General features: G+C 69.1%; 28 protein-coding genes. 10 read left to right on the top strand and 18 right to left on the bottom strand.

Annotated elements, in window-relative coordinates:
* Nucleotides 1-43 precede the first annotated feature (43 nt).
* On the top strand, nucleotides 44-532 hold the full coding sequence (locus tag AC2JAJ_RS12170) for a CBS domain-containing protein (RefSeq protein ID WP_486415686.1): 489 nt from the start codon (nucleotides 44-46) through the stop codon (nucleotides 530-532).
* Nucleotides 529-1,818, top strand: coding sequence for an ArsB/NhaD family transporter (locus AC2JAJ_RS12165; RefSeq protein ID WP_486415687.1), 1,290 nt, complete (start codon nucleotides 529-531; stop codon nucleotides 1,816-1,818). Before AC2JAJ_RS12170 ends, AC2JAJ_RS12165 begins: the two co-directional genes overlap by 4 nt.
* 36 nt (nucleotides 1,819-1,854) lie before the next feature.
* On the opposite strand, the gene AC2JAJ_RS12160 is transcribed toward AC2JAJ_RS12165, so the two are convergent.
* Nucleotides 1,855-2,400: a YceI family protein gene (locus AC2JAJ_RS12160; RefSeq protein WP_486415688.1), complete on the bottom strand. Its 546-nt coding sequence runs from the start codon at nucleotides 2,398-2,400 to the stop codon at nucleotides 1,855-1,857.
* Between the two features lie 227 nt (nucleotides 2,401-2,627).
* On the opposite strand from AC2JAJ_RS12160, the gene AC2JAJ_RS12155 reads away from it, so the two are divergent.
* From AC2JAJ_RS12155 to AC2JAJ_RS12145, 3 genes are all read left to right on the top strand, one after another.
* A complete protein-coding gene (locus AC2JAJ_RS12155) occupies nucleotides 2,628-3,023 on the top strand; it encodes a DUF1622 domain-containing protein (protein ID WP_486415689.1) in 396 nt (131 codons plus the stop codon).
* A 100-nt stretch (nucleotides 3,024-3,123) separates the two neighbouring features.
* Nucleotides 3,124-3,549 (top strand): hypothetical protein, encoded by a 426-nt coding sequence (locus AC2JAJ_RS12150; protein ID WP_308287885.1) that lies wholly within the window; start codon nucleotides 3,124-3,126, stop codon nucleotides 3,547-3,549.
* A gap of 77 nt (nucleotides 3,550-3,626) precedes the next feature.
* A complete protein-coding gene (locus AC2JAJ_RS12145) occupies nucleotides 3,627-4,373 on the top strand; it encodes a CDP-alcohol phosphatidyltransferase family protein (protein WP_486415690.1) in 747 nt (248 codons plus the stop codon).
* On the opposite strand, the gene crcB (AC2JAJ_RS12140) is transcribed toward AC2JAJ_RS12145, so the two are convergent.
* From crcB (AC2JAJ_RS12140) to AC2JAJ_RS12125, 4 genes are all read right to left on the bottom strand, one after another.
* Nucleotides 4,370-4,747 (bottom strand): fluoride efflux transporter CrcB, encoded by a 378-nt coding sequence (crcB, locus tag AC2JAJ_RS12140; RefSeq protein ID WP_486415691.1) that lies wholly within the window; start codon nucleotides 4,745-4,747, stop codon nucleotides 4,370-4,372. The genes AC2JAJ_RS12145 and crcB (AC2JAJ_RS12140) overlap by 4 nt on opposite strands.
* The gene (gene crcB, locus AC2JAJ_RS12135) at nucleotides 4,744-5,244 is read right to left on the bottom strand and encodes a fluoride efflux transporter CrcB (protein ID WP_486415692.1); all 501 of its coding nucleotides are present in this window, start codon (nucleotides 5,242-5,244) and stop codon (nucleotides 4,744-4,746) included. Before crcB (AC2JAJ_RS12135) ends, crcB (AC2JAJ_RS12140) begins: the two co-directional genes overlap by 4 nt.
* Nucleotides 5,244-5,792: a universal stress protein gene (locus AC2JAJ_RS12130; protein WP_486415693.1), complete on the bottom strand. Its 549-nt coding sequence runs from the start codon at nucleotides 5,790-5,792 to the stop codon at nucleotides 5,244-5,246. Before AC2JAJ_RS12130 ends, crcB (AC2JAJ_RS12135) begins: the two co-directional genes overlap by 1 nt.
* Before the next feature lie 82 nt (nucleotides 5,793-5,874).
* Complete coding sequence (locus tag AC2JAJ_RS12125; RefSeq protein ID WP_486415694.1) at nucleotides 5,875-6,546, bottom strand: haloacid dehalogenase type II; 672 nt, start codon at nucleotides 6,544-6,546, stop codon at nucleotides 5,875-5,877.
* Between the two features lie 246 nt (nucleotides 6,547-6,792).
* Here AC2JAJ_RS12125 and AC2JAJ_RS12120 point away from each other — a divergent pair, with 246 nt between their 5' ends.
* Complete coding sequence (locus AC2JAJ_RS12120; protein WP_486415695.1) at nucleotides 6,793-7,203, top strand: hypothetical protein; 411 nt, start codon at nucleotides 6,793-6,795, stop codon at nucleotides 7,201-7,203.
* Nucleotides 7,204-7,261: 58 nt separating this feature from the next.
* Nucleotides 7,262-7,669, top strand: a complete 408-nt coding sequence (locus AC2JAJ_RS12115) for a four-helix bundle copper-binding protein (RefSeq protein WP_486415696.1) — start codon at nucleotides 7,262-7,264, stop codon at nucleotides 7,667-7,669.
* Between the two features lie 111 nt (nucleotides 7,670-7,780).
* On the opposite strand, the gene AC2JAJ_RS12110 is transcribed toward AC2JAJ_RS12115, so the two are convergent.
* The 9 genes from AC2JAJ_RS12110 to AC2JAJ_RS12070 form a co-directional block, all read right to left on the bottom strand.
* The gene (locus AC2JAJ_RS12110) at nucleotides 7,781-8,023 is read right to left on the bottom strand and encodes an acyl carrier protein (protein ID WP_486415697.1); all 243 of its coding nucleotides are present in this window, start codon (nucleotides 8,021-8,023) and stop codon (nucleotides 7,781-7,783) included.
* A gap of 47 nt (nucleotides 8,024-8,070) precedes the next feature.
* Nucleotides 8,071-9,480: a dihydrolipoamide acetyltransferase family protein gene (locus AC2JAJ_RS12105; RefSeq protein WP_486415698.1), complete on the bottom strand. Its 1,410-nt coding sequence runs from the start codon at nucleotides 9,478-9,480 to the stop codon at nucleotides 8,071-8,073.
* The gene (locus AC2JAJ_RS12100) at nucleotides 9,477-10,454 is read right to left on the bottom strand and encodes an alpha-ketoacid dehydrogenase subunit beta (protein ID WP_486415699.1); all 978 of its coding nucleotides are present in this window, start codon (nucleotides 10,452-10,454) and stop codon (nucleotides 9,477-9,479) included. Before AC2JAJ_RS12100 ends, AC2JAJ_RS12105 begins: the two co-directional genes overlap by 4 nt.
* Complete coding sequence (gene pdhA, locus AC2JAJ_RS12095) at nucleotides 10,451-11,521, bottom strand: pyruvate dehydrogenase (acetyl-transferring) E1 component subunit alpha (RefSeq protein WP_486415700.1); 1,071 nt, start codon at nucleotides 11,519-11,521, stop codon at nucleotides 10,451-10,453. Before pdhA ends, AC2JAJ_RS12100 begins: the two co-directional genes overlap by 4 nt.
* On the bottom strand, nucleotides 11,518-13,374 hold the full coding sequence (gene acsA, locus AC2JAJ_RS12090) for an acetate--CoA ligase (protein ID WP_486415701.1): 1,857 nt from the start codon (nucleotides 13,372-13,374) through the stop codon (nucleotides 11,518-11,520). Before acsA ends, pdhA begins: the two co-directional genes overlap by 4 nt.
* Nucleotides 13,375-13,410: 36 nt before the next feature.
* Nucleotides 13,411-14,682: an erythromycin esterase family protein gene (locus AC2JAJ_RS12085; protein WP_486416697.1), complete on the bottom strand. Its 1,272-nt coding sequence runs from the start codon at nucleotides 14,680-14,682 to the stop codon at nucleotides 13,411-13,413.
* A gap of 83 nt (nucleotides 14,683-14,765) precedes the next feature.
* Nucleotides 14,766-16,106 (bottom strand): phosphoribosyltransferase family protein, encoded by a 1,341-nt coding sequence (locus tag AC2JAJ_RS12080; RefSeq protein WP_501053474.1) that lies wholly within the window; start codon nucleotides 16,104-16,106, stop codon nucleotides 14,766-14,768.
* A gap of 5 nt (nucleotides 16,107-16,111) precedes the next feature.
* Nucleotides 16,112-16,459 (bottom strand): CU044_2847 family protein, encoded by a 348-nt coding sequence (locus tag AC2JAJ_RS12075; protein ID WP_221386196.1) that lies wholly within the window; start codon nucleotides 16,457-16,459, stop codon nucleotides 16,112-16,114.
* Nucleotides 16,460-16,473: 14 nt separating this feature from the next.
* Nucleotides 16,474-16,830: an SPW repeat domain-containing protein gene (locus AC2JAJ_RS12070; RefSeq protein WP_486415702.1), complete on the bottom strand. Its 357-nt coding sequence runs from the start codon at nucleotides 16,828-16,830 to the stop codon at nucleotides 16,474-16,476.
* Nucleotides 16,831-17,073: 243 nt separating this feature from the next.
* Between AC2JAJ_RS12070 and AC2JAJ_RS12065 the strand changes: the two genes are divergently transcribed.
* Nucleotides 17,074-18,222, top strand: a complete 1,149-nt coding sequence (locus AC2JAJ_RS12065; RefSeq protein WP_486415703.1) for an alkaline phosphatase family protein — start codon at nucleotides 17,074-17,076, stop codon at nucleotides 18,220-18,222.
* 77 nt (nucleotides 18,223-18,299) lie between these two features.
* Nucleotides 18,300-19,928: an alkaline phosphatase family protein gene (locus tag AC2JAJ_RS12060; RefSeq protein WP_486415704.1), complete on the top strand. Its 1,629-nt coding sequence runs from the start codon at nucleotides 18,300-18,302 to the stop codon at nucleotides 19,926-19,928.
* A gap of 6 nt (nucleotides 19,929-19,934) precedes the next feature.
* Here AC2JAJ_RS12060 and AC2JAJ_RS12055 read toward each other — a convergent pair whose 3' ends face one another.
* Both AC2JAJ_RS12055 and AC2JAJ_RS12050 read right to left on the bottom strand, forming a co-directional pair.
* On the bottom strand, nucleotides 19,935-21,083 hold the full coding sequence (locus AC2JAJ_RS12055) for a carboxylate-amine ligase (protein WP_486415705.1): 1,149 nt from the start codon (nucleotides 21,081-21,083) through the stop codon (nucleotides 19,935-19,937).
* Nucleotides 21,064-21,300: a hypothetical protein gene (locus tag AC2JAJ_RS12050; protein ID WP_486415706.1), complete on the bottom strand. Its 237-nt coding sequence runs from the start codon at nucleotides 21,298-21,300 to the stop codon at nucleotides 21,064-21,066. Before AC2JAJ_RS12050 ends, AC2JAJ_RS12055 begins: the two co-directional genes overlap by 20 nt.
* Before the next feature lie 60 nt (nucleotides 21,301-21,360).
* Here AC2JAJ_RS12050 and AC2JAJ_RS12045 point away from each other — a divergent pair, with 60 nt between their 5' ends.
* Entirely contained in the window at nucleotides 21,361-21,564 is a 204-nt protein-coding gene (locus tag AC2JAJ_RS12045) for a hypothetical protein (RefSeq protein ID WP_486415707.1), read from the top strand.
* A 126-nt stretch (nucleotides 21,565-21,690) separates the two neighbouring features.
* Here the strand turns inward: AC2JAJ_RS12045 and AC2JAJ_RS12040 are convergent, their stop codons facing one another.
* On the bottom strand, nucleotides 21,691-23,073 hold the full coding sequence (locus tag AC2JAJ_RS12040) for a phenylacetate--CoA ligase family protein (protein ID WP_486415708.1): 1,383 nt from the start codon (nucleotides 23,071-23,073) through the stop codon (nucleotides 21,691-21,693).
* 9 nt (nucleotides 23,074-23,082) lie between these two features.
* The gene (locus tag AC2JAJ_RS12035) at nucleotides 23,083-25,518 is read right to left on the bottom strand and encodes a heavy metal translocating P-type ATPase (RefSeq protein WP_486415709.1); all 2,436 of its coding nucleotides are present in this window, start codon (nucleotides 25,516-25,518) and stop codon (nucleotides 23,083-23,085) included.
* Nucleotides 25,519-25,588 lie beyond the last annotated feature (70 nt).

Genomic DNA, 25,588 nt, shown 5'->3' with positions numbered 1-25,588 from the left:
CCGTTTTGGACAGTTCCATCCCTTCAGGCTCAAAGGAGCAGCAGTGCGAGCTGACGACCTGAAAGTTTCCCTGCCGATAGTCCGCCGGGAAACCACCGCTGCCGAGGCCGGCCGCCTCATCGCGGAAAGCGGTCTCGTAGGACTCGTGATCGCCAACGAGCGGGGGACCCCCACGGCCATCGTCTCTGCCGTGGACGTACTCCGCCTCATGGTGCCCGGCTACCTCCTGGATGACGTCTCCCTGGCGGCAGTCTTTGACGAGGACGCGGCGGGGGAAGCCTGGGAACACATCGACGAGCGGACAGTGGGTGACCTGCTGGACGACGAGGGCGTTGCCGTGCACAGGATACTGGCATTGGAGTCGGACGCCACCCTGGTGGAAATTGCCGCGCGCATGGTCGATGCCCGGACGCAGATTGCCCTGCTGCGCGATTCGCCGCCCGGCTCCCCAAAGTTCATCACGCTGCCTGCCGTCATCAGCGCGGTCCTGGCATCGGCGGCCGGGACCGGTCGCGGGACAGGGGAACAGTGACCGTCCAGGTTGTCCTGGCGCTTGCGGTCTTCGTCGCGGCCTATGTCCTGATCGCCACCGAAAAGCTTCCGCGTGTGACAACAGCGCTGGGCGGGGCCGCGGCAATGGTCCTCATCGGCGCCACGGATGATGCGGGCATGTTCTTTTCCCAGGAGAGCGGGATCGACTGGAACGTCATCTTCCTGCTCCTGGCCATGATGATTATCGTGGGGATCATCCGGCAGACGGGACTTTTTGAGTTCCTCGCCATCTGGGCGGCGAAACGGGCCCGGGGCTATCCGTTCCGAATCATGGTGATCCTGGTCGTCATCACGGCGGTACTCTCGGCGTTCCTGGACAACGTCACCACGGTGCTGCTGACCGCCCCTGTGACGCTCCTGGTCTGCGAGCGGCTGGCTGCCCCGCCGGTTCCCTTCCTGATCGCGGAAGTCATGGCCAGCAACATCGGCGGCACCGCCACCCTCATCGGCGACCCGCCCAACATCATCATCGCCAGCCGCGGCGGCCTGTCCTTCAACGACTTCGCAGCCAACCTGGCGCCGATTGTCGCCGTCCTCCTGCTGGTATTCATAGGGCTATGCCGTGTCATGTTCCGCTCCGCCTTCCAGTTCCACCCGGACCGGGCGGCCCGGGTCATGGCGCTGAATGAAAAGGAAGCGCTCGGCGAGAAACCCTTGCTGGTCAAGTCGCTGGTGGTGGTGGGGCTGGTGCTTGCCGGTTTTGCCGCCCGCCCCGTGCTGGGCCTGGCGCCGTCGGTGGTGGCGATGCTGGGCGCCGGCCTGCTGGTGCTGCTGGCCCGGCTGGAAACGCGAAAAGTGTTTGCCGACGTCGAATGGGAAACCCTGCTGTTCTTCGCCGGCCTGTTCATCATGGTGGGCTCGCTGGTCAACCTTGGCGTTATCGAATCCGTGGGCAACGCCATGGCAGCACTGATCGGGGACCAGTACCGGCTCGCCTCCATGGTGGTGCTCGGGGGTTCGGCGCTGGTGTCGGGCATCATCGACAATATCCCGTACGTGGCCACGCTCGCCCCCATCACCCAAAGCATTGTCGAGGCAGGCGGCGATCCGGCCAAGCCCCTGTGGTGGGCGCTGGCCCTGGGAGCGGATTTGGGCGGCAACGCCACGGCGGTGGGGGCAAGCGCCAACGTGGTGGTCATCGGCATCGCCAGGCGCTACGACCATCCGATTTCCTTCTGGACGTTCACCAAGTACGGCCTGGTGGTCACGGCCGTGACCATCGGCCTCTGCCTGCCCTATCTGTACATCCGCTACTACATGTTTTGACCCGCCGGAAGCCGCTGCCGCCTCATCGTCCTGGCCTTAGCCCTGCTTGACCAGCGCCGCCTCGAGGTTGATCTTGACCTTGTCGCTGACCAGCACGCCGCCGGCCTCCAGCGCAGCGTTCCAGGTAAGGCCGAACTCCTTGCGGCTGATCTCGGTCTCGGCCGAGAACCCGGCACGCGTGGCGCCGAACGGGTCCACGGCAACACCGGTGAACTCGACCTCGAGCTCCACCGGCCGGGTGACCCCCTTGATGGTCAGGTCGCCGGTCAGGGTGTATTCCTCCCCGTCCCCTTCAATATGGGTGCCGCGGAATGTCATCTCCGGATACTTTTCGACGTCGAAAAAGTCCGCTCCACGCACATGGGCGTCACGGTTCGCATCCCCCGAATCGAAGCTGGCTGTGGCAACCGTTGCACGCAGCGAAGAGTCCGCCAGGGACTGCCCCACATGCGCCTCTGCCTGGGCCTCTTTGAACCGGCCCCGGACCTTGCTGATCCCGGCATGGCGGACGCTGAAACCAATCTCGCTGTGGGCCATGTCCAAGGTCCATGTTCCCGGCGTTAGTTCCTTCGGAAGGGTCATAGCCATACTCCTCACTCGTAAGTCCGCAGGCTCCGCTGCCCGCTACCGGCACAATACTTCAGCGGCCCGCAATTATTCCCGCCGCGTCCAACAGCGTCTCCGGCAAGACTAGTAAGCATACTGACCTTTCGGTACGGTGGAGACAGACACTCTGACTCGAGACCGGAGGGCTGACCCATCGCAACAACAGTACTGGTGCCCCAGCATTTCGCTGCGATGGAGAACGCATGAATTTCAAAGAAATCATCGAGACCGCCGGGCAGTACATGGACTTTGCGGGCGTAGCCATCATGGTTATCGGAGCAATCGTGTCAATTCCCCTGGCTGTCAGGGGGCGGAGCTTTCCGCGCAGCGGCACCGGGCCGGAGCGCGCGTCTGTTTACCGGCAGTACCGGCAACTGCTGGGCCGTTCCATCCTGCTGGGCTTGGAGCTCCTTGTCGCCGCTGACATCATCCGCACCGTGGCCGTGACGCCGACTTTCACCAGCGTGGGAGTCCTGGCGGTGATCGTGCTCATCAGGACGTTCCTGAGTTTCTCCCTGGAACTGGAGATCACCGGGCGGTGGCCCTGGCAGAAAGAACACCAGCCAACCAGCGTTTCGAGCAAGACGGCTCCGGGCTGAGGTGTGGAGTGGCCGCTCACTCGGCCATGCGCCAGAAATTACACCGCCTTTCGGTCGGATGAGATTGAACCGAAACCGGGCAGCGGGCGTATACATAAGCGTGGCACTACGACTGCTGACCGCACTGGCTTTGTTCATCGACGCCGGAGTACATCTCTTCCTGGCGCCCGGCTACAACAACGCGCCGCCCGGAGGCATCAGCCAGGGCACGCTGTTCCTGCTCGAAGCGGCAGCGGCGCTGGTGGTCGGCATCTATGTCCTCGTCCGCGGCAGCAGGGCCGCCTACGCCTTGGCATTGCTGGTGGCGGCAAGCGCGTTCGCCGCCGTCATGCTCTACTACTTCGTTGACATTCCCGCCATCGGGCCCATCCCGGCCATGTACGACCCCGTTTGGTTCTTCTCCAAGACCCTCAGCGCGGTCGCCGAAGGAATCGGGACCCTCCTGGCCATCGCGGGCCTGGTCCGGACGGCACCCCGGCGCCGGGGCGCCGTCGTCGAGCGTCCGACGCCGCGTCCCGGCACGTGAGGCCATCCTTCGGTCCCGGAGGTGGGCTGATGGCCGCGGCCGGGTGCCGTTGTTAGCATGCGGAAGGGAGGTGGCACATGGACAGCGCAGCTGAACGGGCCGTGCCGGACACGCTGGTTGCCGTTGCCGCGTTCGGGGTTTCGGCGCTGCGGCTTTCGTCCCTGTCCTCCCCTGCACTGGGGTTGCAGTTGGCGGGGCTGTGCGCGGGCGCATTGGTGGCCGGAGCCGCCGTCGCCTCTCTCCTGCGGCGCATCCCGCGTTTCTCCACCCCAGCGGACCGGGTGACCCTGCTGCGGGCCCTCCTCGCCGCCCTGTGCGCCGTCCTGGCTGTGCCGCAACTGCTCACCGGCCGCCCTCCGGACCTCCTTCTCGTGGTGCTGGGCGGCGCGGCCTTCCTGCTCGATGCGCTCGACGGGCCGGTCGCGCGGCGCACCGGAACGGCATCAGCGGCAGGTGCCCGCTTCGACGCCGCCACAGACGCTGCCCTGGTCCTCGTCCTGTCCACGGCGGCGGCCGGCGTCGTGGGTCCCTGGACCCTGGTGACCGGGGCCATGTACTACGTGTTCGTGGCCTTCGGGTTCTTCCGGCCACACCTGCGCGAACCGCTGCCGCCCAGCGCAGCACGCAAGGCAATCGGGGCGTTCCAGCCGTTCGCGCTGCTGGTTGCGCTGTTCCCCGGCGTCCCTACAGCCGCCGCAACCGCCTTCGCAGCGGCGGCCCTCGCGCTGCTCACGTTTTCGTTCGGCCGCGACACATTCCTGCTGGAACGGCGGCGCCACGCAAGGCCTCCGGCCGCGGGGGCGGTGGGAGCGGAAAGCGCCTAGAACATGCCGCCCAGCGCCAAGCCCGCGGCAGCAGCGCCCACGGCAACAACGGCGGTGCCGATACCGTTCAACAGCGCGAGGCCTGTGCGCCGGGACTGCACCAGGCGGACCGTCTCGAAGCTGGCCGTGCTGAAAGTGGTGTAGCCGCCGAGGAATCCGGTGCCGGCGATGGCCTGGAGTTCCGGGGGCGCGGCGCGGACGATGACGACTCCCGCGAGCAGGCCCAGGAGGAACGAGCCCGTGACGTTGATGGCGATGGTGGCAACCGGGAGGGCGGTGCGGAACCTGGCGCGGATGAGTCCGTCGACGACGAACCGTGTCCCCGCGCCGAGTCCGCCGGCAAGTCCGACCAGGACGATGACCAGGGCGTTCACCGCTTTCCTCCCGCGCGGCGGTGATGTCCTGCGGCCAGCGCGATTCCCGCCACCGTGGCTACTGCCCCGCCCACCAGGGTGGCGGCGATGTACAGCAGCGCATCCGTGCTGCGTCCGGCCGCGAGCAGGGTGTTCGTTTCCAGCGCCAGGGTGCTGTACGTGGTGAAGGCCCCCATGAAGCCCGTGCCGGCGAGCAGGCGGATGACCCTGCGCCGTCCGGCGTCCGCGCCCCGGCGCACCAGGGCCTCGAGCAGGGCGCCGAGCAGGAAGGCGCCGGCCAGGTTGATGGTCAGGGTGGGCAGCGGCCACCCGTCCGGGGCGGGCAGGACGGTGCCGAGTCCGTAGCGCGCCAGGGCGCCGAGGACGCCGCCGAGGACGACGACGGCCACGAACCCCGGGTGCAGATGGACCGGGCGGTGGGTCCTTGCTTCGCCGAGCGTTCCGGCGTCGGCGTCCTGGGTTGCGGGCCCGGCGGCGTCCTTGTCGGCTGGGAGCATCAGCGGCCCTCCTGCCGGCGGGGTTTGGGGTGCGCTTTGGGGTGCGGGGCGAGCGGAACCACCAGCACGGGCCGGTGCTGGCGGTGCGTCAGGTGGACTGCCACCGATCCCACCAGCAGTTCCTCAAGGCGTGCCCCGAGGCCGCGTTCACGCGTTCCGACCACAATGACCGATGCGTCCCGTGTCTCCGCCAGCCGGCCCAGCGCCCGGGCAGGGTCGCCCGCCAGGGTCATGAAGGACCAGCGGATCCCGGCGCCGTCGAATGCTTCCTGCAGCCGCTCCTGGATGTCCGCGCTGATGCCTTCGATGTCGTCGTCGATGCCGTCCGGATCGATCGGCAGCGCCTCGACCCGCCCGTCGGGTTCTTCGGCGAGGTACGTGGTGACGTCCACGTAGGCGCAGACAAGCTCCACGCCCAGGCTGAAGGCCAGTTCCGCGGCCCGGTGCGCAACGGCAAGGGGCTGGCCGGGCACCACACCCATCAGTACCGGTCCGGTGATCTTCCGCGGCACGTACGCTGCGCCGGGGTGATCAGCTGGCTGGTTCATGGGCTCTCCTGTCGGATCCGTGCGGGCACCGTTACAAGGCTAAGCCCGCCGTCTGCCCCGCGTTACCTGGAAGGGATTTCTTCTATGCGGCGAGAGCCGGGGGCAGGGCGGTCAGTGCGGGGATGACGATGTCCGGGGACCGGAAATAGGAGGGGTAGCGGGCGCCGGTCCGGTTGATCCAGGCCGTCCGCAGGCCGGCTTTGGCTGCCCCGTGGATGTCCCAGGGGTGCACGGCCACCAGCAGCATGCCGGAGGGATCCGCACCGGCAGCGGCGGCCGCGTATTCGTAGGCTGACCTGGCCGGTTTCCATGCAGGGGCGTCCTCAACAGAGAGGAGCAGCTCGAATTTGTCCCTGACGCCGCCGGCAACCAGCAGTTTGTCGGAATTTGCCCTGGCGCCGTTGGTCAGGGTGACCAGCCGGTGGCCGGCCGCGGCCAGGGCGCGGACCCCGTCAGGGACGTCCGGGTGGAGGGACAGGTTCTGTATGGCAGCCATGACGCGTTCGACGGCGGTGTCCAGGTCCCCGGCGATGCCCTCGGCTCCCAGCAGGGTACGGAGGGCGCCGGCGCCGATGGTGGCGAAGGGCTGCTTGTCGCCGCTGGCCGTGAGGGCGAATCCGTCCCGCAGGAGCGTGGCAAACCAGAGCTTGGCCAGCCCGCGCGGGGCACCAACCTGGGCGAACGCTTCGCCGAGCGGGGCCATGTCGGACAGCGTCTCGTTGACGTCGAAAACGATGACCAGGAGGTCGGACATATTCTCCCTTTCCGTTCCGGTTCCCGGCCCGCTGGGCGGCCGGGCAGGGTACTGCTCCCTTGATTTTCTGGACGAAAATAGTCAGTCTACTTAGTAGTAGATCACAAACGTCCCGGCAGAACCACGGGGACCAGCACGGGATGGAAGGACCAGGCCACGAGGCTACCGACGCTCGGCACGAGACCGATCCGCGCGCTTTCCCAGCCGTGCGTCATTCTCGCCTGCCTTCTTCCCGGGCTGCTGCTGGTGGCTGCAGTCTCGTACTTCCAGGGCACCAGGTATGCGCTGGTGCCGGAGCCCGGGGCGGCACTGTCCGCAGTCCACCACGCCGCCGGCGCCCACTCCCCCGGGCCCGCGGAAGCCGTGCTTGCAGCGGAACTGCGCCACCCGCCGTCGTCCGTTCCCACACCGGGACAGCCGCCCGCTGTGGACGGCCGCAACTCCCCGTGCCCCGACGATTCGCCGCAGCACCACCCATGCTGCGACCGCTACCCCGCGTCGCGCAGTGAACCAGCACCCACAAAAGCGGCAGCGCCCGACCCTCCTGCCCTGGCGTTGCCCGCCGGCCCGCAGTCCCTGCTGCCAGGCGGGCCCCCGCAAGCCGAACCCAGGCGGCAGGCCCTGACCCTGGACCAACTCTCCATCAGCCGGACGTAAACAGCGCCTGTTACCTCAGCCAACAACAGCCGTTCACAACCGGAAATGAGAGCCCACAATGACCCATGTACAGTCCATGCTGGACACCTACCCCAAAGACCTCGGCAACCTTGACAAGGACAAGCTCGCCGCATGCATCGCGGCCTGCTTCGAATGCGCCCAGACCTGCACCGCCTGCGCGGACGCGTGCCTCAGCGAGGACATGGTGGCCGAGCTGACCAAGTGCATCCGCACCAACCTCGACTGCGCCGATATCTGCACCGCCACCGGCAACGTCCTGTCGCGCCACACCGGATACGACGCGAACATCACCCGCGCCGTCCTGGAGGCCTGCCGGGCAGCGTGCAAAGCCTGCGGCGACGAATGCGGCGGGCACGCCTCCATGCACGAGCACTGCCGCGTGTGTGCCGAAGCATGCCGCCGCTGCGAGCAGGCGTGCGCCGAGCTCCTCGCGTCACTGGGGTAAGGCCCTCGGGCTGACTGCCCCCGCACCAGTTCAACCAGCGGCGGCAACGGCAACACGTGTGGTGTCCGTTGCCGCCGCGGGCCCCAGCGGCAACGCACGCAGCGCCGCTGCTCAGCCGTGCCCCGCGACGTAGCTGACCAGCCCGTCCACGGTGGCCACGGCTGGGTAGTCCGCCTCCGGGATGTCCACGCCGGTGGTCTCCGCGATGACCTCCACCAGACGGAGGAAGTCCAGTGAGTCCAGTTCCAGGTCCTGGCGCAGCCTGGCGCCGCCGTCGAGGTCTTCGGGCTCGACGTCGGGCGCCACCTTGCCGATCGCCGCCGCCACCGCCTGGCGTGCGTCCTGTTCGTTCATGGCTCCTCCTCGGCTGCGGGTTTCAAGGCTCAAAAGGGTTTCAAGGCTCACAGCTTGTCCGGGGCCTGCAGCAGTTCGTCGATGCGGGCCAGGAAACGGCCGCCGCGCAGCCCGTCACTCACCCGGTGGTCAGCGGACAGCGTGGCGATCGCAGCATGCCGGATCCCGAGCATCCCGTTGTGCGCCCATGGCTGCTCCAGCACCTTGCCGAAGCCCACCATCGCCACCTGCGGCGGGTAGATCACGCCGAACACGCTCTCCACGCCGAGGTCGCCGAGGTTCGTCACGGTGATGGTGGGATCCGCCATTTCCGCACGCTGCAGCCTGCCGGCACGGGCCCGGCCCACCAGGTCGCGCAGCTGGTCCATCAGCTGGTCCAGGGTCAGCGTGTCCGCATCGTGCAGGGCGGGGGCCACCAGGCCGCCGTGCCGCAGCGCCACGGCCACGCCCAGGTGCACGGCGCTGCTGGGCTGGAAGGCGCCCTTGGTGAAGAAGCCGTTCATGTCCGGCACCTCCTTCGCAGCCAGCGCCGTGGCCTTCAGCAGCAGCGCGGACGGAACCAGCCGCGACGAGACGGGCCGTTCCCGGTTCACCCCCTGCATCCACGCCATCGCTGCCGCCAGGTCCACGGTTGTGGACAGGTAGTAGTGCGGGATCTCCTTCTTGGAGCGGGACATCAGCGCGCCGACCGCCTGCCGCAGGCTGTCCGCCTTGCCGCCGGCCGCCGTCGGCTGCTTCCGCCTGGCTGCCGCTTCCTCGGGTGCGCCTTCCTTGGGTGCCGGCGCGGGTTCAGGTCCCGGCGCTTCCGACGGCGGTGCTGCCGCCGGCGGTTCCGTCCGGGTTTCCTTGGGCGGCACCGCGGACAGCACGTCGTCTTCCGTCACCGCGCCGCCGGGACCCGTCCCGCTGACACCCTTCAGGTCCACGCCAAGCTCGGCGGCCAGCCGCCGCGCCAGCGGCGAGGACCGGACCCGTGTGGCTTCAGCGGGTGCCGGCGCCTCCGGTCCTTCAGCCGGCGCTGCTGCCTCCCCCGCCGCTTCGGTGGCGTGCGCTGCGGCGGCGCGTTCGACGTCCGCCCTCACCACTTCACCGCCGGGCCCGCTGCCGCTGATGCGTCCGACGTCGACCCCCAGTGTGTGCGCAAGGTGCCGGACCGGCGGCGGGACCTTTGCGCCCGGCTCACGGTGCCGGGCGGGAGCTTCGGGTTGCGGGACTTCGGCGGGGGTTGCGGTGATGCGGGCGATGGGGGTGCCGACGTCCACGGTGTCCCCGATCTCCACCAGGAACTCGGCCACCACGCCTTCCTCGAAGGACTCGATGTCCATCACGGTCTTGTCCGTGTCCACGGCGGCCACCAGGTCCCCCTTGTGGACGTAGTCCCCCGGCTTGACCAGCCATTCCACCACCTTGCCGTGCTCCATGTCGGCGCCCAGGGACGGCATCCGGAACTCGGTCATGAGCTGCCCGCAGCCCGCCGCGCCGCGGCCACCACCCGCTCCACGGACGGCAGCGCCGCCTGCTCCAGGTGCTTGGCGTACGGGACGGGCACCTCCAGGCTGCACACACGCTCCACGGGTGCGTCCAGGTCGAAGAACGCCCCCTCGCTGATCCGGGCGGCGATCTCCGCCGAGATGCTGCCGCTGCGCCAGCCCTCGTCCACCACCACCGCGCGGTGCGTCCTGCCCACGCTGGCCAGGATGGCCGCCCCATCCAGCGGGCGGAGCGTCCGCAGGTCGATGACGTCGGCTTCGATGCCGTCCGCGGCCAGCTGTTCGGCGGCCTCCAGCACCATCGGCAGGGTGCCGCCGTACGTGATGAGGGTCAGGTCGTCCCCCTGCCGCCGGACCGCAGCCCTGGCGATGTCCACGGCGCCGGCGTCGTCGTCGAGCTCCCCCGCCACGTTGTACAGCGAGCCGTGCTCGAAAATCAGCACCGGATCCGGGTCCTGCAGGGCGGTCCACAGCATGCCGCGGGCGTCTGCCAGGGTGGCCGGGGCCAGGATGCGCAGGCCCGGAATGTGCGCGTACCAGCCCTCCAGGCTGTGAGAGTGCTGGGCCCCCAGCTGCCGGCCCGCGCCGGTGGTCATCCGGATGACGATCGGCACGTTGAACTGCCCGCCGGACATGTGCAGCAAGGTGGCGGCGTTGTTGATGATCTGGTCCAGTGCCAGCAGGCTGAAGTTGACGGTCATGATTTCGACGATCGGCCGCATCCCTCCCAGCGCCGCGCCGATGCCCGCGCCCACGAACCCGGATTCGGAGAGCGGGGTGTCGCGGATCCGCTCCGGCCCGAATTCCTCCAGCAGGCCCAGGCTCACGGCGAAGCTGCCGCCGTAGCGGCCCACGTCCTCGCCCATGAGGAAGACCCGGTCGTCCCGCTGCAGCGCGTCCCGGAGGGCGGCCCGCATGGCTTCGCGGTACGTGGTTTTCATCCTGCTCCCCCTTCTTTCCTGGCGCCTTCTTTCCCGGCACCGTGGCCGGCACTGCTGTCCGTGCCTGGGTTGCCGCCGTCCGCCGTGTCGCTGTACACGAACCGGGCGAGTTCGGATACCGGCTCCGGGGTCCCGGCCTCGGCGAATCCGACGGCGGTGCTGATCTCCGCGTCCACGTCCTCCTGCAGTGCCGCCCATTTTTTCTGCGGCAGCTGCCCTGCCGCTTCCAGGACGGACTGGAGCAGGCGGATGGGGTCCCGTTCCATCCACTGCGCCACCTCGGATTTCTCCCGGTACAGCTCGGGATCGAACATGGAGTGCGCGCGGAACCGGTAGGTGCGCAGCTCCAGGAAGTGCGGGCCGCCGCCGGAGCGGACCCCGTCCACTGCGCGGCGTGCGGCCTGCTCCACCGCCAGCACGTCCATGCCGTCCACGGCCCACGCCGGCATTTCATAGCCGGCGGCCTTGAGCGCAATGTCGGTCTGGGATTCCGAGCGGCCCAGCGCCGTTCCCATGGCGTAGAGGTTGTTCTCGCAGCAGAACAGCACCGGCAGCTGCCACAGGGCGGCCAGGTTCATGCTTTCGTGGAACTCGCCTTCCGCCACGGCACCTTCGCCGAAGAAGCAGACGGTCACCCGCTGGCGCCCCGCCATCCGGTCCGCGAGCGCCAGGCCGACGGCGAGCGGCAGCCCGCCTGCCACGATCGCGTTGCCGCCGTAGAAGCGGGTGGCGGCGTCGAAGAGGTGCATGGAACCGCCGCGGCCGCGGCAGCAGCCCTCGGCGTGGCCGTACATCTCGGCCAGGATGGACCCTGCGGAGACGCCGCGCAGCAGGGCGTGGCCGTGTTCGCGGTAAGTGGCCACCACGGCGTCCTCCGGTGCCAGGGCTCCCATCACCCCTGCGGCCACGGCTTCCTCGCCGATGTAGACGTGCAGGAAGCCGCGGATCTTGGCGGCGCTGTACAGCTCGATGCATTTTTCCTCGAGCCGGCGCACCCGCAGCATCTGCCGCAGGAGGTGCAGGGCGTGCTCCGGGTCCGGGACGCCCTGGCCGCGCACGCTGCTCATGGCTGCCCTCCTTCGCGTGGTTCCGGCTCGTGTCCCTGCGGCGTTTCCAGCGTGGAGAGGTCGCCTTCGGGCAGGCCGAGTTCGCGGGCCTTCAGGAGCCGGCGGAGGATCTTGCCGCTGCGGGTCTTGGGCAGGTTGGCGGTGAATTCCAGCAGCCGCGGTGCCACCGCGGCGCCGAGCCGTTTCCGCGCGAAGCCGATGATGTCCAGCTGCAGGTCCTCGGTGGCTTCGTTGCCGGGCCTGAGCTCCACGAAGGCTTTGACCACTTCGCCGGCCACGGGGTCGGGCACGCCGATCACCCCGGCTTCGGCCACCGCCGGGTGCTCCATGAGGCAGCTTTCCACCTCGAAGGGGCCGATCAGGTGGCCGGAGGATTTGATGACGTCGTCGCCGCGGCCCACGAACCAGAAGTAGCCGTCGGCGTCGCGCTTGGCCAGGTCCCCGGTGAGGTACCAGCCGCCGGCGAAACAGCGGCGGTAGCGCTCCTCCTCGTTGAGGTAGCCGCGGAACATGGACGGCCAGCCCGGGCGCAGCGCCAGTTCCCCCATTACATCCGGTTCTGTGACCAGCTGGACCCCGCCGTCCCGGACCACCGGTTTGCCGTCCGCGTCCCGGGCCACCAGCGCCGCTTCGATGCCGGGCAGCGGGCGTCCCATGGAACCGGGGCGGATGGGCATGGCCGGGTAGTTGGCAATCATGATCCCGCCGGTCTCGGTCTGCCACCAGTTATCGTGCACCGGGAGCCCGAAGACGTCCTTGCCCCACACCACGGCCTCGGGGTTCAGCGGTTCCCCCACGCTGGCCACGAAGCGCAGGGCCGAGAGGTCATGCCCGGCGGCGCGTTCCGCCCCAGCCTTCATGAGCATCCGCAGCGCCGTAGGGGCGGTGTACCAGACGGTGACGCGCTGTTCGGCGAGGATCCGGTACCAGCGGTCCGCGTCCAGTTCCTCCTGGTCCACGATGGCGGTGACGCCGTGCACCAGCGGGGCGATGATGCCGTAGGACATGCCCGTCACCCAGCCGGGGTCGGCGGTGCACCAGTAGATGTCGTCCGGGTGCAGGTCCAGGGCGAAGCGTCCGGTGGCGTAGTGCGCGGCCACCGCGTCGTGGACGTGGATGGCTCCCTTGGGCGTGCCGGTGGTGCCGCTGGTGAAGTGGAGCAGTGCCATGTCCTCGGGCTGGGTGTCGGCGATGTCCCCGGCCGGATCAGCCCCTGCCGGATCAGCCCCTGCCAGGAGTTCGGCCAGGTCCAGGGTTCCGGGTTCGGGGGCACCGGCGGCGTCCACCAGCAGGACGAAGCGCAGCTCCGGAAGGGTATCCCGGACGGGTGCCACCTTCTTGCGGTACAGCGCCTTGGTGGTCACCAGGGCCCGGCCCGCGCCCAGGTGCAGCCGCTGCCGGACGGGTTCGGGCCCGAAGGCGGAGAACAACGGGCAGAAGACGCTGCCGGTCTTGAAAGTGCCCAGGACGGCGGTGTACAGCTCCGGGCTGCGGCCCAGGAGCGAGAATACGCGCTCGCCGCGGCCCACCCCCAGGGAACGCAGGACGGCGGCGAACCTGCCGGACTGCACGGCCAGGTCGCCGTAGCTCAGGGACGTGGTGGAGCCGTCGGCACGGACGAAACGCAGGGCCTCTTTGCCCGCGTTCGGTCCGGCCGCGTGCCGGTCCACAGCTTCATAGGCGATGTTCAGCCCCCGGCCGCCTGGCAGGCCGGACAGCGCCTGCCGGGCCTGGTCCCAGCTGAAGTCGCGCCGGGCGGCCTCGTAGTCCAGCAGGTTGGGCTGCACGGGGAAGGCGGCCACATCCTTGGTGATGGTGGGCCAGCGGGTGGCGCCCTCGACTCCGGTGGTCATAACGCTCCTCTGGTCATCATGTTCCTTCGGTGTGGGCTAGAAGCCGGTGGGCTCGGTTTCCAGTTCCGGCTCGCCGGGGACGTACTCGTGGTGCAGCGGGCGCAGCGCTTCGGTCCGGGGGTGCCAGAACAGCGCGTCATACCGTTCCCCCATGCGGGTGGGCACGTAGTTCCCCCGCTCCCGGTGCGGGTTGTACACCACCCCGATGGCCCGGTGCCCGCGCCAGGATCCAAGCCACGGGCCGGACCGTTCCGCCCCGAACACCAGCAGCGAGGGCTCCCCCAGCGCCTGGTTGAGGAGTTCCTCATGGCTGCCGTGTGCGGCGGCCGGGACGTCCATGGTCCATTCCGGCGAGCCCCACGATTCCGCGGCCGTGACGGATCCGGCGAAGGATGCGAACCCGGCCAGCACCACTTCGCCCGGATGGCGCTGGCGCACCAGCTGCCCGATGTTCACCATGCCGTCGTGCGCCATGTCCGTGGCCCGGGCATCGCCCACGTGCGTGTTGTGCGCCCACACCAGTCCTTTGGAACCGGGTCCGTGGTGTTCGGCGAGGCGGTCGATGGTGTCGCTCATGTGGTGGTCGCGGATGTTCCAGGACTGCCGGTCACCGCGGACCATGGTGCGGTAATAGCGTTCGGCATTGGTGGCCACGATGGCGTTCTGGACGGCGTCGAAGGCGGCGGGATCGTCATGCACCCGGCCGAGTGCCCGGCGTCGTACTTCTGCCAGCAGGGACACCACGTCCGCTTCGCAGGACTGCGGTACCAGGCGGTTGCTACAGGCATATCGCTGCGGGTCTTCGCGGTACGGCACGAAGCAGCGCCAGGCCTGGTGGGCTGCCGGAAGGGCGTCGGCGGCGTTGGCCTCGAGCCAGGTGAAGATTTCGCGCAGCGAATCCCAGAGGGAGTAGACGTCCAGGCCGTAGAAGCCGGTGCGCTGGTGTTCGGGCAGGCGCAGGTTCCAGCCGCGAAGCCAGGTCAGGAATTCCGCCACCTCGTGGTTGGCCCACATCCAGGTGGGCCAGCGTTCGAAGCCCGCCAGGAGCCGGCGGGCTTCCAGGTCCTGCCCGGCCTCGCCGCGGACCCAGCGGTTGATGCGCCAGCAGTCCGGCCAGTCGCCCTCCACGCCGATCCACGTGAAGCCGTATTCCTCGATCAGCCGGCGGCTCAGCAGCGCACGCCAGTGGTAGTACTCCTGGGTCCCGTGGGACGCCTCGCCCAGGCAGACGAAGCGCGCCGGCGCGGCGAGGCGGACGAGTGGTTCAAGGTCGTCAGCGGAGGCCAGCGGGTGCGCCAGGGAGCGGATCTGCCGGGTCTCCGCGGCGCGCTCCGCCCCGTGTTCCGCCCAGCGGCCTGCGCCGCCGTTGCCAGGGCCGGTGTATCCGCCGCTCACGTCCGTGCCTCCGGGGCGGACCGCACCGCGTGAGCCGGCAGCAGGTACTGCCGGAACCAGTCCGCGGCCAGGGTGGCGGCCATGGCCAGGGTTCCCGGTTCTTCGAAGAGGTGCGTGGCGTCCGGGACCACCTCCAGCCGGGTGGGCGCCGTCATCTGCGCCATGGCCTGCCGGTTCAGCGCCAGCACCTGCGTGTCGGCGCCGCCAACGATCAGGAGGGTGGGGGCCCGTACATCGGAGAGCCGCGGGCCTGCAAGGTCCGGGCGCCCGCCACGGGAGACCACCGCCGCAACCCGCGACCCTGGTTCGGCCGCGGCCCACAGCGCGGCGCCGGCGCCGGTGCTCGCCCCGAAATAGCCGACGCGTCCGGCGTAGGTGTCCTGCCGCGATTGCAGCCAGTCAGTCGCCCGCACCAGCCGCCGCGCCAGCAGGCCGATGTCGAACACGTTGGCCCGGTTGACCTCCTCCTCGGGAGTCAGCAGGTCCAGCAGCACCGTGCCGAGGCCGGATCCGTGCAGGACCGACGCCACGAAACGGTTGCGCGGGCTGTGCCGGCTGCTGCCGCTGCCGTGGGCGAACAGGACCGTGGCCTCGCAGCCGGGCGGCAGGTACAGGCTGCCGCGCAGGGCCACCCGTCCCGCGGAAATCTCCACGTCCTCCTCCACCGCGCCGTCGCCCCCGTCCTGCCGCTGGTGGTGCGCGGGCCGGGCGGCGGCGTCGAGCAGCTGCACCACCTCGCCGTCCTCCGTGGGCGAGAAGTCGTGGTAGTAGTACCCCACGGCCTGGAAGTTCTGCGGCGACAGCAGGCAGACGACGTCGTCCGGTTCCTTAAGCTCCACGACGGCGCGGGCGGGGGCAACGGGCACTGCCAGGATCACCCTGGCCGCGCCGAGCTGCCTGGCCACCAGGCAGGCAACCCGCGCTGTGGAGCCGGTGGCGATGCCGTCGTCAACGATGACGGCAGTGCGGCCGGCGAGGTCTACCCGCCGGCGTCCCTGGCGGAACCGCGCCACCCGGCTTTCCAGGAGCGCGCGCTCCTGCCGTTCCACCTGCCGCAGGTCCGCTTCGGTGACGCGGGCCAGGGAGATGGTCCGCGGATCGATGACCCGCGTGTCCCCTTCCCCGATGGCCCCCATGGCCACTTCCGGCTGGAACGGGACGCCAAGCTTGCGCACCACGATCACGTCCAGCGGCGCGTCGAGGGCTTTGGCCACCTCGTACGCCACCGGGACGCCGCCGCGGGGCAGGCCCAGCACCACCACGTCCTGGCCGCGCAGGCCGGCTAGCCTCTTGCCCAGCCGCCGGCCGGCGTCGGCCCTGTTGAGGAACGCAACCATCCCCGTCACCCGCCGTACGTATCTTCTTCCCCGTGCGGGGCGGCCGCCTCGGGTGTCCAGGTCATGCGGAGGATAAAGTGGGCGTCCGAACTGCTTTTGGCAATCACCGCCCCCGCATCCCCCGCGAGTTTTACGCCGAATTCAACTTCGATCTGTTCGGGGGTGAGCTCCGCCATGGCCTCCAGTGCTGCGCGGGCGGCGGGGCGAACGCTGGCAAGTGCATCTTCCAGGCGCCTGCCCGTGTCCAGGATCCCCTGTTCGTTGCGGGCCGGATGGTCCACGCCGTAGCTGTTGTCCGCAGCCTCGACCAGGACGGTCCCGGAGCCCACTTCATAGCGCATCACTTCGGTCATGGCGGATCCCCGTATCAATGCGAGACGCGGTAGGTGTGGCGGAGGTCGGTGCTCGGCTTAATAGCCACCGCTGTGACCACGAGCGCCACTGCCCCTGCGATCCATGATGTCCAGGCGGCCCCCGTCGCGCCCGTGTACGTCCCCAGCCAAGGCGAGAGGACCAGAGCAGCAGCAATGACAGCCTGGACGTATTCCATGGCCGGCGTGCCGGGCATGGCCAGGTTGATGATGCCGCTGACAATCAGCAGCCCGCCGAACAGCAGCATGAGCGTGGTGGACATGCCTTCCTGCCGGGTGAACAGGACCGCGAGGGCGGTGAAGAGTCCGGCGGCAGCCGCTACATAGTCCTGCCACCGATACCACTTTTTCACTGACTTTCCTTTCTGTCGGGGCGGGAGCCGCCTTCTGCGGCTTCCCGTCCGGCGGGCCTTACTGCCCGCAATTCAAGTCAACTCCCGGGGAGCACCGCCTTCTAGGGCAGAAAGACCTACCGCATGCGGCGCCCGGATTCATGGTGAATTCACAGGTGTTGCCGGTGGCACGGCAGGGGTCCGTGTGCGATAGTGGCCACAACGCTGGGGCGTCAGATGGTGATGAGCAAGCAAAGGCCGAAAATGTTGCGAAGACCGGGCCCAAGACCAGCTGGTGAAGGGTGGGCCGGCGCCCGCCTGCTGCCGGTCCTGGCCCTGCTGCTGTCGCTGCTGACCGCCTGCCAGCCCGCCGATCCCGTGATCGGAAACCCCAGCCAGGCAGGGGTTGGAGACGCAGCGCAGCCCAGCCCGCACCGTGGCCGCACGCCGGGGCACGTGTTCGTGATCAACCTGGAAAACAAGGGGTACGACAAGGTCTGGGGCGACGGCTCCCCGGCCCCCTATCTCTCCCAGACGCTGCGGAAGCAGGGCGTGCTCCTGGAGAACTACTACGGCATCGCCCACAACTCATTGCCCAACTACCTGGCGCAGATCTCCGGCCAGCCGCCCAATCCCAGCACCAAGAAGGACTGCCACACCTACACGGAGTTCATGGCGCGGTCCACGGACAACCTGGGCAGGATGGACGGCGACGGCTGCGTCTATCCGGCCGATGTTCCCACGGTGGCGGGCCAGCTGTCCGCGGCGGGGAAGACGTGGAAGGGCTACATGGAGGACATGCAGCACCCGTGCCAGCACCCGTCCCTCGGCTCCGACGACACCCACGTGAAGGCGACGGTGGGGAACATGTACGCCACCAAGCACAACCCGTTCGTCTACTTCCGCTCCATTACATCAACGCCGGCGTGCAGCCAGAACGTGGTCCCCTTCTCCGACCTGGCCCGGGACCTGGCCTCGGTAGACACCACACCCAACCTGGCGTACATCACCCCCAACCTCTGCCACGACGGGCATGACCGCCCCTGCGTGGACGGCACCCCCGGCGGCCTGCCCACCTCCGACCAGTGGCTGAGCGCGGAGGTGCCGGCCATCCTGGCCTCGCCGGCCTACCGGCAGGACGGGATGCTGGTGATCACCTTTGACGAGTCCGACGGCGGCGCCACCGGCCCGGAGGAAGGCACCCCCGGCAGCGTCCCCGGCGGAACGGGCGGCGGCAAGATCGGGACCCTGGTCCTCACGCCCTTCAGCACCGCCGGGGCAAAATCCGTCCAGCCCTACAACCACTACAGCCTGCTGGCCAGCATCGAGGACTACTTCTCCCTCCCCCGGCTCGGCGGCGCCCGGGACCGCGGCGTCACCGCCTTCGGCGACGACGTCTACCAGGGCTCATAGGGCTGGCAAACACGGTGGCACGACGGCGGCCGGCGGCTCCCTGGCGGCCGGTGACCCGACCGCGTCGTTGGCGGCCGGTGACCCGACAGCGGCTGCTGGCCGCGGCTGCGGCGGTTGCCGCCGTGGTGACGGTGCTGGCAGTAGTGGTTGCCGGCGTCGTACGCTCCGGCCCTGACGCCGGCGGTGCACCGGCAGCCACCGGGATCCACAAGATCAAGCACGTAGTGGTCATTACCCAGGAGAACCGGTCGTTCGACAGCTACTTCGGCACCTATCCGGGAGCGGACGGGATCGCAATGCAGGACGGCCAGCCGGCCGCATGCCTGCCGGACCCCTCCACGGACGGCTGTACGCGGCCGTTCCACAACCCCGCCGACAGCAACACCGGCGGCCCGCACAGCCACGCCGACGCGCTCAAGGACATCGACAACGGCGCGATGGACGGGTTCGTGGCCCAGGCGGCGAAGGCCCTGTCCGGCTGCAAATCCACTGACACCGCGTGCCTGCACAACGCCAAACCCACGGACGTGCTGGGCTACCACGACCGCAACGAGCTGCCCACCTACTGGGCCTACGCGGACAACTTCGTCCTGCAGGACCACATGTTCGCGGCCACCGCTTCCTGGAGCCTGCCGGCGCACCTGTATCTCGTCTCGGAATGGTCGGCCAGATGCACCAAAGCCGGGGACCCGTCGTCGTGCGCCAATGCCATCCAGGATCCTGCCGACGCGCCCTACAAGGTCACCATCCAGGACACCCTGATCGGCAAGTGCCAGGACAGCCTGCACCTGGCACCGTGCCAGGCCGCGCTGTCCGCCGCCGGCATCAGCCCGGACCTCGCGGCGCAGATCGACCAACTGGTCGCTGCCAGCTGCAAGCCCGGCGATACCTACGCCGCCTGCAAAGCCGCCGTGGACGCCGCCGATGTCCCCGCGGACCTGAAGCAGAAACTCGCCGACGCCGCCAGGAAGCTGGACGTGCCCGACTACGCCTGGACGGACCTGACCTACCTGCTGCACAAACACTCGGTGCCCTGGGCCTACTACGTGTTCAGCGGCACCGAGCCGGACTGCCGGAACGACGCCGCCACCTGCGACCCCGTCAGGCAGGACTCCAAAACACCAGGCCACTGGAACCCGCTGCTCTACTTCGACACCGTCAAGGAGGACGGCGAACAGGGCAACATCAAGCCGCTGGACGGCTTCTACGACGACGCCCGTGAGGGGCGGCTGCCTGCCGTCACCTGGGTGGCGCCCACCAACGAGGTCAGCGAGCACCCGCCGAGCAAGGTCAGCACCGGGCAGGAGTACGTGGCCGGGCTCATCAACGCCGTCATGGCCGGGCCCGACTGGGACAGCACCGCGATCTTCCTGACCTGGGACGACTGGGGCGGGTTCTACGACCACGTGGCGCCCCCTGCGGTCGATGGCAACGGTTACGGCATGCGCGTCCCCGGCCTGGTGATCAGCCCCTATGCGAAGCAGGGCTACATCGACCACCAGGTCCTCAGCCACGACGCCTACAACAAGTTCATCGAGGATGACTTCCTCGGCGGCGAGCGGCTCGACCCCGCCACCGACGGCCGGCCCGACCCGCGTCCCGGCGTCCGGGAAGGCAGCCCCGCGCTGGGAAACATCGCCGCCGCCTTCGACTTCAGCCAGTCCCCGCGGCCTCCGTTCCTCCTGCCCAACGCCACCACGTACTGACTTTCGTCACCCGGCTCCGCTGACAGTACATACGGCCGCGTCCGCCACCACTTCCTCGAGGTCCCCGGTGCGGTGCAGCACCTCCAGCTGCCGGGCGGCGCCGGTGCCGCGGGCCAGCGTGCGGTCCACCAGTTCCTCCACCCGGTGCAGGTCCCCGATGTCCGCCAGTGCGTCGTGGATATGGTTCAGGAGCGAATTGACGACGGCGAGCGCCGCGGCCGGACGGTGGGTGTGCGGATCCAGCAGCTCACCGCGCAGGCCCCAGCGGCTGGCCTTCCAGCCGGCCAGCCGGAGCAGCGCCGCCGGGACGGCCACGGGTTCCATCCCCTCCCGCCATTCGCGTGCCGCGGTCTCCACCAGGCCCCTGGCGATCCCCGCCAGCAGCACCGTGTTCTCCGGCCACAGGCACACGTCCGCCACCCGGATCTCCACGGTGGGGTAGTGCCGGGAGAGGCGGGCGTCGAAGTAGATCATTCCCTCGTCCATGGCAACGCCGGTGCTCACCATGTCATGCACCAGCTGGTGGTAGGAGTCCGGGCTGCCCATGATCTCCAGCGGCCCGGCGGACGGCCACCGGTTCCAGACCTGGGAACGGTAGCTGGCGTAGCCGGTGTCCTGGCCGTGCCAGAACGGGGAGTTGGCACTGAGCGCCACCAGCACCGGCAGCCAGTTCCGGATTCGGTCAAGCACCCCCACCGCTTCCTCCGCCGATTCCACCGAGACGTGGATGTGGGAGCCGCAGGTCAGCTGCTCGCGCGCGGTAAGCCCGTACTCCTCCGTCATGGCCCGAAACCGCCGGAGCTGCACGGGGTGGGGATCGGCCGGAAGCGGTGAAGTGCCCAGCGCCGCCACCCGCACACCCACGTCCCCCGCAGCCTGGTGCGCGATGGACCTGCCCGCGATGATGTCCCGCTCCAGTGCGGCCAGGGTGGCGTGCGGCGGCGTGACCACCTCGATCATTTCCTGCTGGAACTCGGCCGTCAGGAGAGGGCCCGCCGCCGCCTCCAGCGGGCGGACGTACAGGTCCAGGAGTGCGCCGGCCAGGGGTGTGGCTTCCCCGGTGGCAGGATCCACCAGGAGCAGCTCCTCCTCGATGCCGAACGTCCGGCTGCCTGCTCCTGCGCCGCCGGTGCCGTTATTGCCGTAGGTGTCCATCGCCGTCGTCCTCTATCCCTTGCATCGTTGCAAGCTCGTCCCGGAAGCGTGCCAGTGCTCCTCCACCGGGCCCGGCGGACGTCCTCGGGAAGCGGCCAGACGCCGCCATGAAATTCAGCTCCCACTGCCGGAAGTGAAGGTAGGCACGCAGCTGGGCGGCGTCGTCGCGGCCGTTCCTGTTGCGGAAACCCGCGCCGTGCTGCGGTGCCTTGTTCATCCCGTCGTTCTCCATACTCTGTGCGGAGGGACATTATGATAAGCACCCTTACCAATTGGTGTGAAGGGCCTTGCCGGCCTGCCCGCTTGTCCGCACGGCCTGTATGTCAGTTGGTGCGCCCTGCACGGATTTACCGCCAAGCCGGACCAGGCCTTCCGGGCCGGGATGCGGCGCTGCGGCGTCGATGTCCGGAATTCGCAGTTGCGGATGAAGGGCCCTGCGGCGGCCGACTATATCCTCAGCAGCTACCCCGACGTCGCCTGACGACTGCTCCTCAGGCGGCCACGGGTTTTGACCCTTGCCAGCCGGAGCAGCGCAGCCTGCAGGCCCTGGCGGCCAACGGGCTCATTGGCCGGGCTCCTGTGCAGTACGCGCCGTACGCGTGCGAGGTCAGCCGCCCGGGGGATGATTTTGCCCCTTGAGCGCCCGCACAAAAGGCGCCTTGCCGAGGGCTGTGCGCTGGAGCTCCGCAACGGGCTCCACGTCAACCGGAACTGCTGCCGCGCCTGCTGCTTCGAGGGCGGCGCCCACTGCGGAACGGATTCCCTGCACGGAATGCCCCGGCACCATGCCGGCCACGAGGACGCGCAGCCGTCCGGCCTCCTGGATCACTTGCCAGCCTGACGTGCCCACCTCGTCCAGTACATGGTGGAACACGTCAGGGTGGACGCTGACGTTCCCTTTTTCCCCCGGGAGCACCAGGACGTCCTCCACCCGCCCCGCGACGTCCTCGAGCAGCCGGAAGGAGCGTCCGCAGGGGCAGCCGCGCCCTCCCAGCCTGATGCTGTCCGACATCTCATAGCGGATCAGCGGCAGGGTGCGGGAGAACAGCACGGTGACCAACACCTTGGCCCCTGTTGTGCCCGGTTCCACGGGGTTGCCGGACTGGTCCACGGGCTCGACAAGCACCAGGTCCTCGTAGACGTGGCGGTTCCGGTGGGTGCAGGGTGAGGCGATGCCGGCTGTTTCCGTGGCCGCGTAAACATCGAAGGGGTCGGTCCCCCATGCCTCCCGCATTTCGCTGGCCGCCTGCCGGGTGAGCACTTCGGAGGCGGACATCACGCCCTCGGGTGCGATGCGCAGCCGCCCCGTGAGCTGTTCGGCCGCCAAGGGTTTCAGGGCGGAGGCGTAGCCCACGAGGACCGTCGGCTGGAACGAATTCAGCGCGGCCACCATCCCGCCCATGGGCGCGGTGACATCCAGCCGCAGGGCAGGGATCAGGCGGGTGTCCAGGGACGCCGCCACCACGGCGGACTGGTGCGTGGGGTTGCGGGAGCTGACCAGTGCCATCTTCACTGGCCGTCCCGGCCCCGGTCCTGTCGAAATGCCTGCCCAGTCGTAGGCCCGCGCATACGAGGCCAGGACCCTGGCCCATTCGGAGCGGTTCCAGGCGAAGATTCCGCGCCTGCCCGTGGTCCCCGCAGTGGCGGCCACCCACCACCGTCCGTTCCACGCCCGCCCCGGGTCGCCGCCGCCTTCGGTGAGGACGCGCAGGTGGTTTTCCAGCCCGGCGAGGTCCAGGTCCGGCGTCGTGATGGCTTCGTCGAAGTGCTCCATCAGGTCCGCCTTGGTTACGGGCGGCAGCTCGCGCAAGGGGGCATCGTGCAGGCCCGCGTGGTGGCGCCGGTAGAACTCCGAGCCGGCGTAGGCCGCCGCCCGCAGCCGGAGCAGGGCGCGCTCCTGGTGGGCGGCGATGCGGGCGGTGTCCCACCGGTCCCTGCGCCGCCACTGCGCCCGCAGGAACAGTACCTGCGGGATGAGGCGGGCGTCCATGGCGGTGCCTCAGTAATGGCCGGCCGGCGCAGGCGAGAGCGGCCGGGCAGGGCGGGCCGTGGTGGCTTCGGGCGTGTCCGGACGGGGAAGCCGGAGGCGCTTGAGGAGCAGGGCGTTCACTGCCACCAGGAAGCTGGAGCCGGACATGGACAGGGCGGCGATCTCCGGGCTGAGGACCACTCCGGCGAAGGCGAAGACCCCGGCAGCGATGGGGAGGGCGATCGCGTTGTATCCCACGGCCCAGCCCAGGTTCTGCCGCATTTTGCGCAGGGTGCCTTTGCCGATCCGCAGCGCCGTGGGAACGTCCAGGGGGTCCGAGCGCATCAGGACGACGTCGGCTGTTTCGATCGCGACGTCGGTCCCGGCGCCGATGGCAATGCCGAGATCGGCCTGGGCCAGGGCCGGGGCGTCATTGACACCGTCGCCCACCATTGCCACTTTCCTGCCGGTGTGTTGCAACTCGGCGATCTTCGCTGATTTGTCCCCGGGCAGGACCTCGGCGATGACGGTGTCGATCCCGAGTTGCCCGGCGATGCGCCGGGCAGTGGCCTCGTTGTCCCCGGTGAGCATGACGACCTCAATACCGGCCTCGTGCAGCGCAGCGACGGCCGGCGCGGCCGTGGGCCGGGCGGCATCGGCCAAGGCAATGACGCCGGCCGCCAGGCCGTCGACGGCGACGAGCACCGCCGTGCGGCCGGTGCCCGCAAGTTCGTCCCGCACAGCCGCGAGGCGGCCCAGGTCGACTCCTTCGTTGGCCAGGAGCTTGCGGTTGCCCACCAGCACCCGGTGCCCGTCCACCATGGCGCCGGCCCCGTGCCCGGGAACGTTGCGGAAACCCTCGGCCGCCAGTGCAGCGGCATCCCGTTCGCGGGCATGCTGGACGACGGCGGCGGCGAGCGGGTGCTCGGATTCCTGCTCCACTGCTGCAGCCAGCGCCAGCAGCCTGTCGCGGTCGATGCCTTCCTCGACGACGTCTGTCACCTCCGGCTCGCCCTTGGTCAGGGTGCCGGTCTTGTCCATCACCACGGTATCGATCCGTGCCGAGACTTCCAGGGCTGTGGCGTTCTTGAACAGGACTCCCCGTTTGGCCCCGAGGCCGGTGCCCACCATGATGGCCGTCGGCGTGGCCAGGCCAAGGGCGTCGGGGCAGGTGATCACCACGACGGTGATGGCGAACAGCAGTGCGGCCTGGACCCCGGCCCCGACCGCCAGCCACGCGGCGAATGTCACGGTGCCGCCAACCAGGGCCACCAGGACCAGCCAGAACGCTGCCCTGTCGGCCAGCCGCTGGCCCGGGGCCTTGGAATTCTGTGCTTCCTGGACGAGGGCCACGATCTGGGCGAGGGCCGTGTCGGCCCCGACCTTCGTGGCACGGACCCGCATGGTGCCGGTGGTGTTGATGGATGCCCCGATCACCTCCGAACCGGCGCTCTTGGTGACGGGGAGGCTTTCGCCTGTGACCATGGACTCGTCCACTTCGGACTGTCCGTCTTCGACCTGGCCGTCGACGGGGATTTTCGATCCGGGCCGGATGTGCAGGAAGTCCCCTGCTTGGACTTCGGAGGTGGGGACCTCCACAGTCTCCCCGTCACGGATGACCACGGCCACCGGCGGGGCGAGTTCAAGCAGGGTGCGGATGGCTTCGTTTGCGCCGCCGCGCGCACGCATCTCGAACCAGTGGCCCAGCAGCACGAAGGAGGCCAGGACGGTGGCGGCTTCGTAGAACACCTCGCCGCCGCCGGTGAGGGTGATCCAGACGCTGTAGAGCCAGCCGGTGCCGATGGCGATGGCCACCAGGACCATCATGTCCAGGGTGCGGGCGCGCAGTGCCCGGTAGGCGCCGTCGAAGAAGATCCATGCTGAGTAGAAGATGACCGGCAGGGACTGGATCAGGGCCATCACGTCGTCGCGCAGGCCGAACGGTGTGGGGGCCGTGAAGCCGAGCATGCTCCTGCCCATGGGCGACCAGAGCGTCACCCCGATGGACAGGACCGCTGCCACGATGAAGCGGTTGCGCATGTCCTTGACCATGCTGTCCATGGACATTCCGGCGTGGCCGCCGTGCCCCATCATGTCCTGTGCGCTGGGAGCCATCTGCTCGTGGGGGACGTGCGCCATCTGCTCGTGGCCAGCGTGGGCCATCTGCTCGCGCCGTACGGGGTGGTGTTCCGCCGGGTGCACGGGCATGTCCTGCATCGGGTAGCAGATGTGGTCCGGTACTGCTTCGCCCCGGCAGTGGTAGCCGCAGTCGCGTACCCAGCCGGCGATTTCTTCGATGGACGTGACCGCCGGGTCGAAGCTAACGGTTGCGGTCTGGGCGACAGGATTAGCCTCGACGCCCTCGACTCCGGGCCGGCGCATCAGGACCTGTTCCACAACCGCTTTCGACGTGGCCCAGTGCAGGCCGCCCACCTCCACGACGGTGCGCCTTAACGTTGGTGGCACGGTTCCTCCTTCCGAGGTGTATTTTCGTTGCTCCCCGCCTGGAGCGTCAGGGTCTTTGGTCCGGCGGGCA

Source organism: Arthrobacter sp. MOO21 (genome assembly GCF_057369995.2).
Note: the sequence above shows the minus strand (reverse complement) of the source record. Positions and strands in the feature narration are given on the sequence as shown.

Coding starts and splice junctions, on each gene's coding strand:
- AC2JAJ_RS12050 (WP_486415706.1), bottom strand. CDS start 21,300: ATGAACAAGGCACCGCAGCACGGCGCGGGTTTCCGCAACAGGAACGGC.
- AC2JAJ_RS12155 (WP_486415689.1), top strand. CDS start 2,628: ATGAATTTCAAAGAAATCATCGAGACCGCCGGGCAGTACATGGACTTT.
- AC2JAJ_RS12100 (WP_486415699.1), bottom strand. CDS start 10,454: ATGAAAACCACGTACCGCGAAGCCATGCGGGCCGCCCTCCGGGACGCG.
- AC2JAJ_RS12125 (WP_486415694.1), bottom strand. CDS start 6,546: ATGTCCGACCTCCTGGTCATCGTTTTCGACGTCAACGAGACGCTGTCC.
- acsA (WP_486415701.1), bottom strand. CDS start 13,374: ATGACCACCGGAGTCGAGGGCGCCACCCGCTGGCCCACCATCACCAAG.
- AC2JAJ_RS12055 (WP_486415705.1), bottom strand. CDS start 21,083: ATGGACACCTACGGCAATAACGGCACCGGCGGCGCAGGAGCAGGCAGC.
- AC2JAJ_RS12160 (WP_486415688.1), bottom strand. CDS start 2,400: ATGACCCTTCCGAAGGAACTAACGCCGGGAACATGGACCTTGGACATG.
- AC2JAJ_RS12145 (WP_486415690.1), top strand. CDS start 3,627: ATGGACAGCGCAGCTGAACGGGCCGTGCCGGACACGCTGGTTGCCGTT.
- AC2JAJ_RS12115 (WP_486415696.1), top strand. CDS start 7,262: ATGACCCATGTACAGTCCATGCTGGACACCTACCCCAAAGACCTCGGC.
- AC2JAJ_RS12065 (WP_486415703.1), top strand. CDS start 17,074: ATGTTGCGAAGACCGGGCCCAAGACCAGCTGGTGAAGGGTGGGCCGGC.
- AC2JAJ_RS12130 (WP_486415693.1), bottom strand. CDS start 5,792: ATGAACCAGCCAGCTGATCACCCCGGCGCAGCGTACGTGCCGCGGAAG.
- AC2JAJ_RS12075 (WP_221386196.1), bottom strand. CDS start 16,459: ATGACCGAAGTGATGCGCTATGAAGTGGGCTCCGGGACCGTCCTGGTC.
- crcB (WP_486415692.1), bottom strand. CDS start 5,244: ATGCTCCCAGCCGACAAGGACGCCGCCGGGCCCGCAACCCAGGACGCC.
- AC2JAJ_RS12110 (WP_486415697.1), bottom strand. CDS start 8,023: ATGAACGAACAGGACGCACGCCAGGCGGTGGCGGCGGCGATCGGCAAG.
- AC2JAJ_RS12080 (WP_501053474.1), bottom strand. CDS start 16,106: ATGGTTGCGTTCCTCAACAGGGCCGACGCCGGCCGGCGGCTGGGCAAG.
- AC2JAJ_RS12040 (WP_486415708.1), bottom strand. CDS start 23,073: ATGGACGCCCGCCTCATCCCGCAGGTACTGTTCCTGCGGGCGCAGTGG.
- pdhA (WP_486415700.1), bottom strand. CDS start 11,521: ATGAGCAGCGTGCGCGGCCAGGGCGTCCCGGACCCGGAGCACGCCCTG.
- AC2JAJ_RS12105 (WP_486415698.1), bottom strand. CDS start 9,480: ATGACCGAGTTCCGGATGCCGTCCCTGGGCGCCGACATGGAGCACGGC.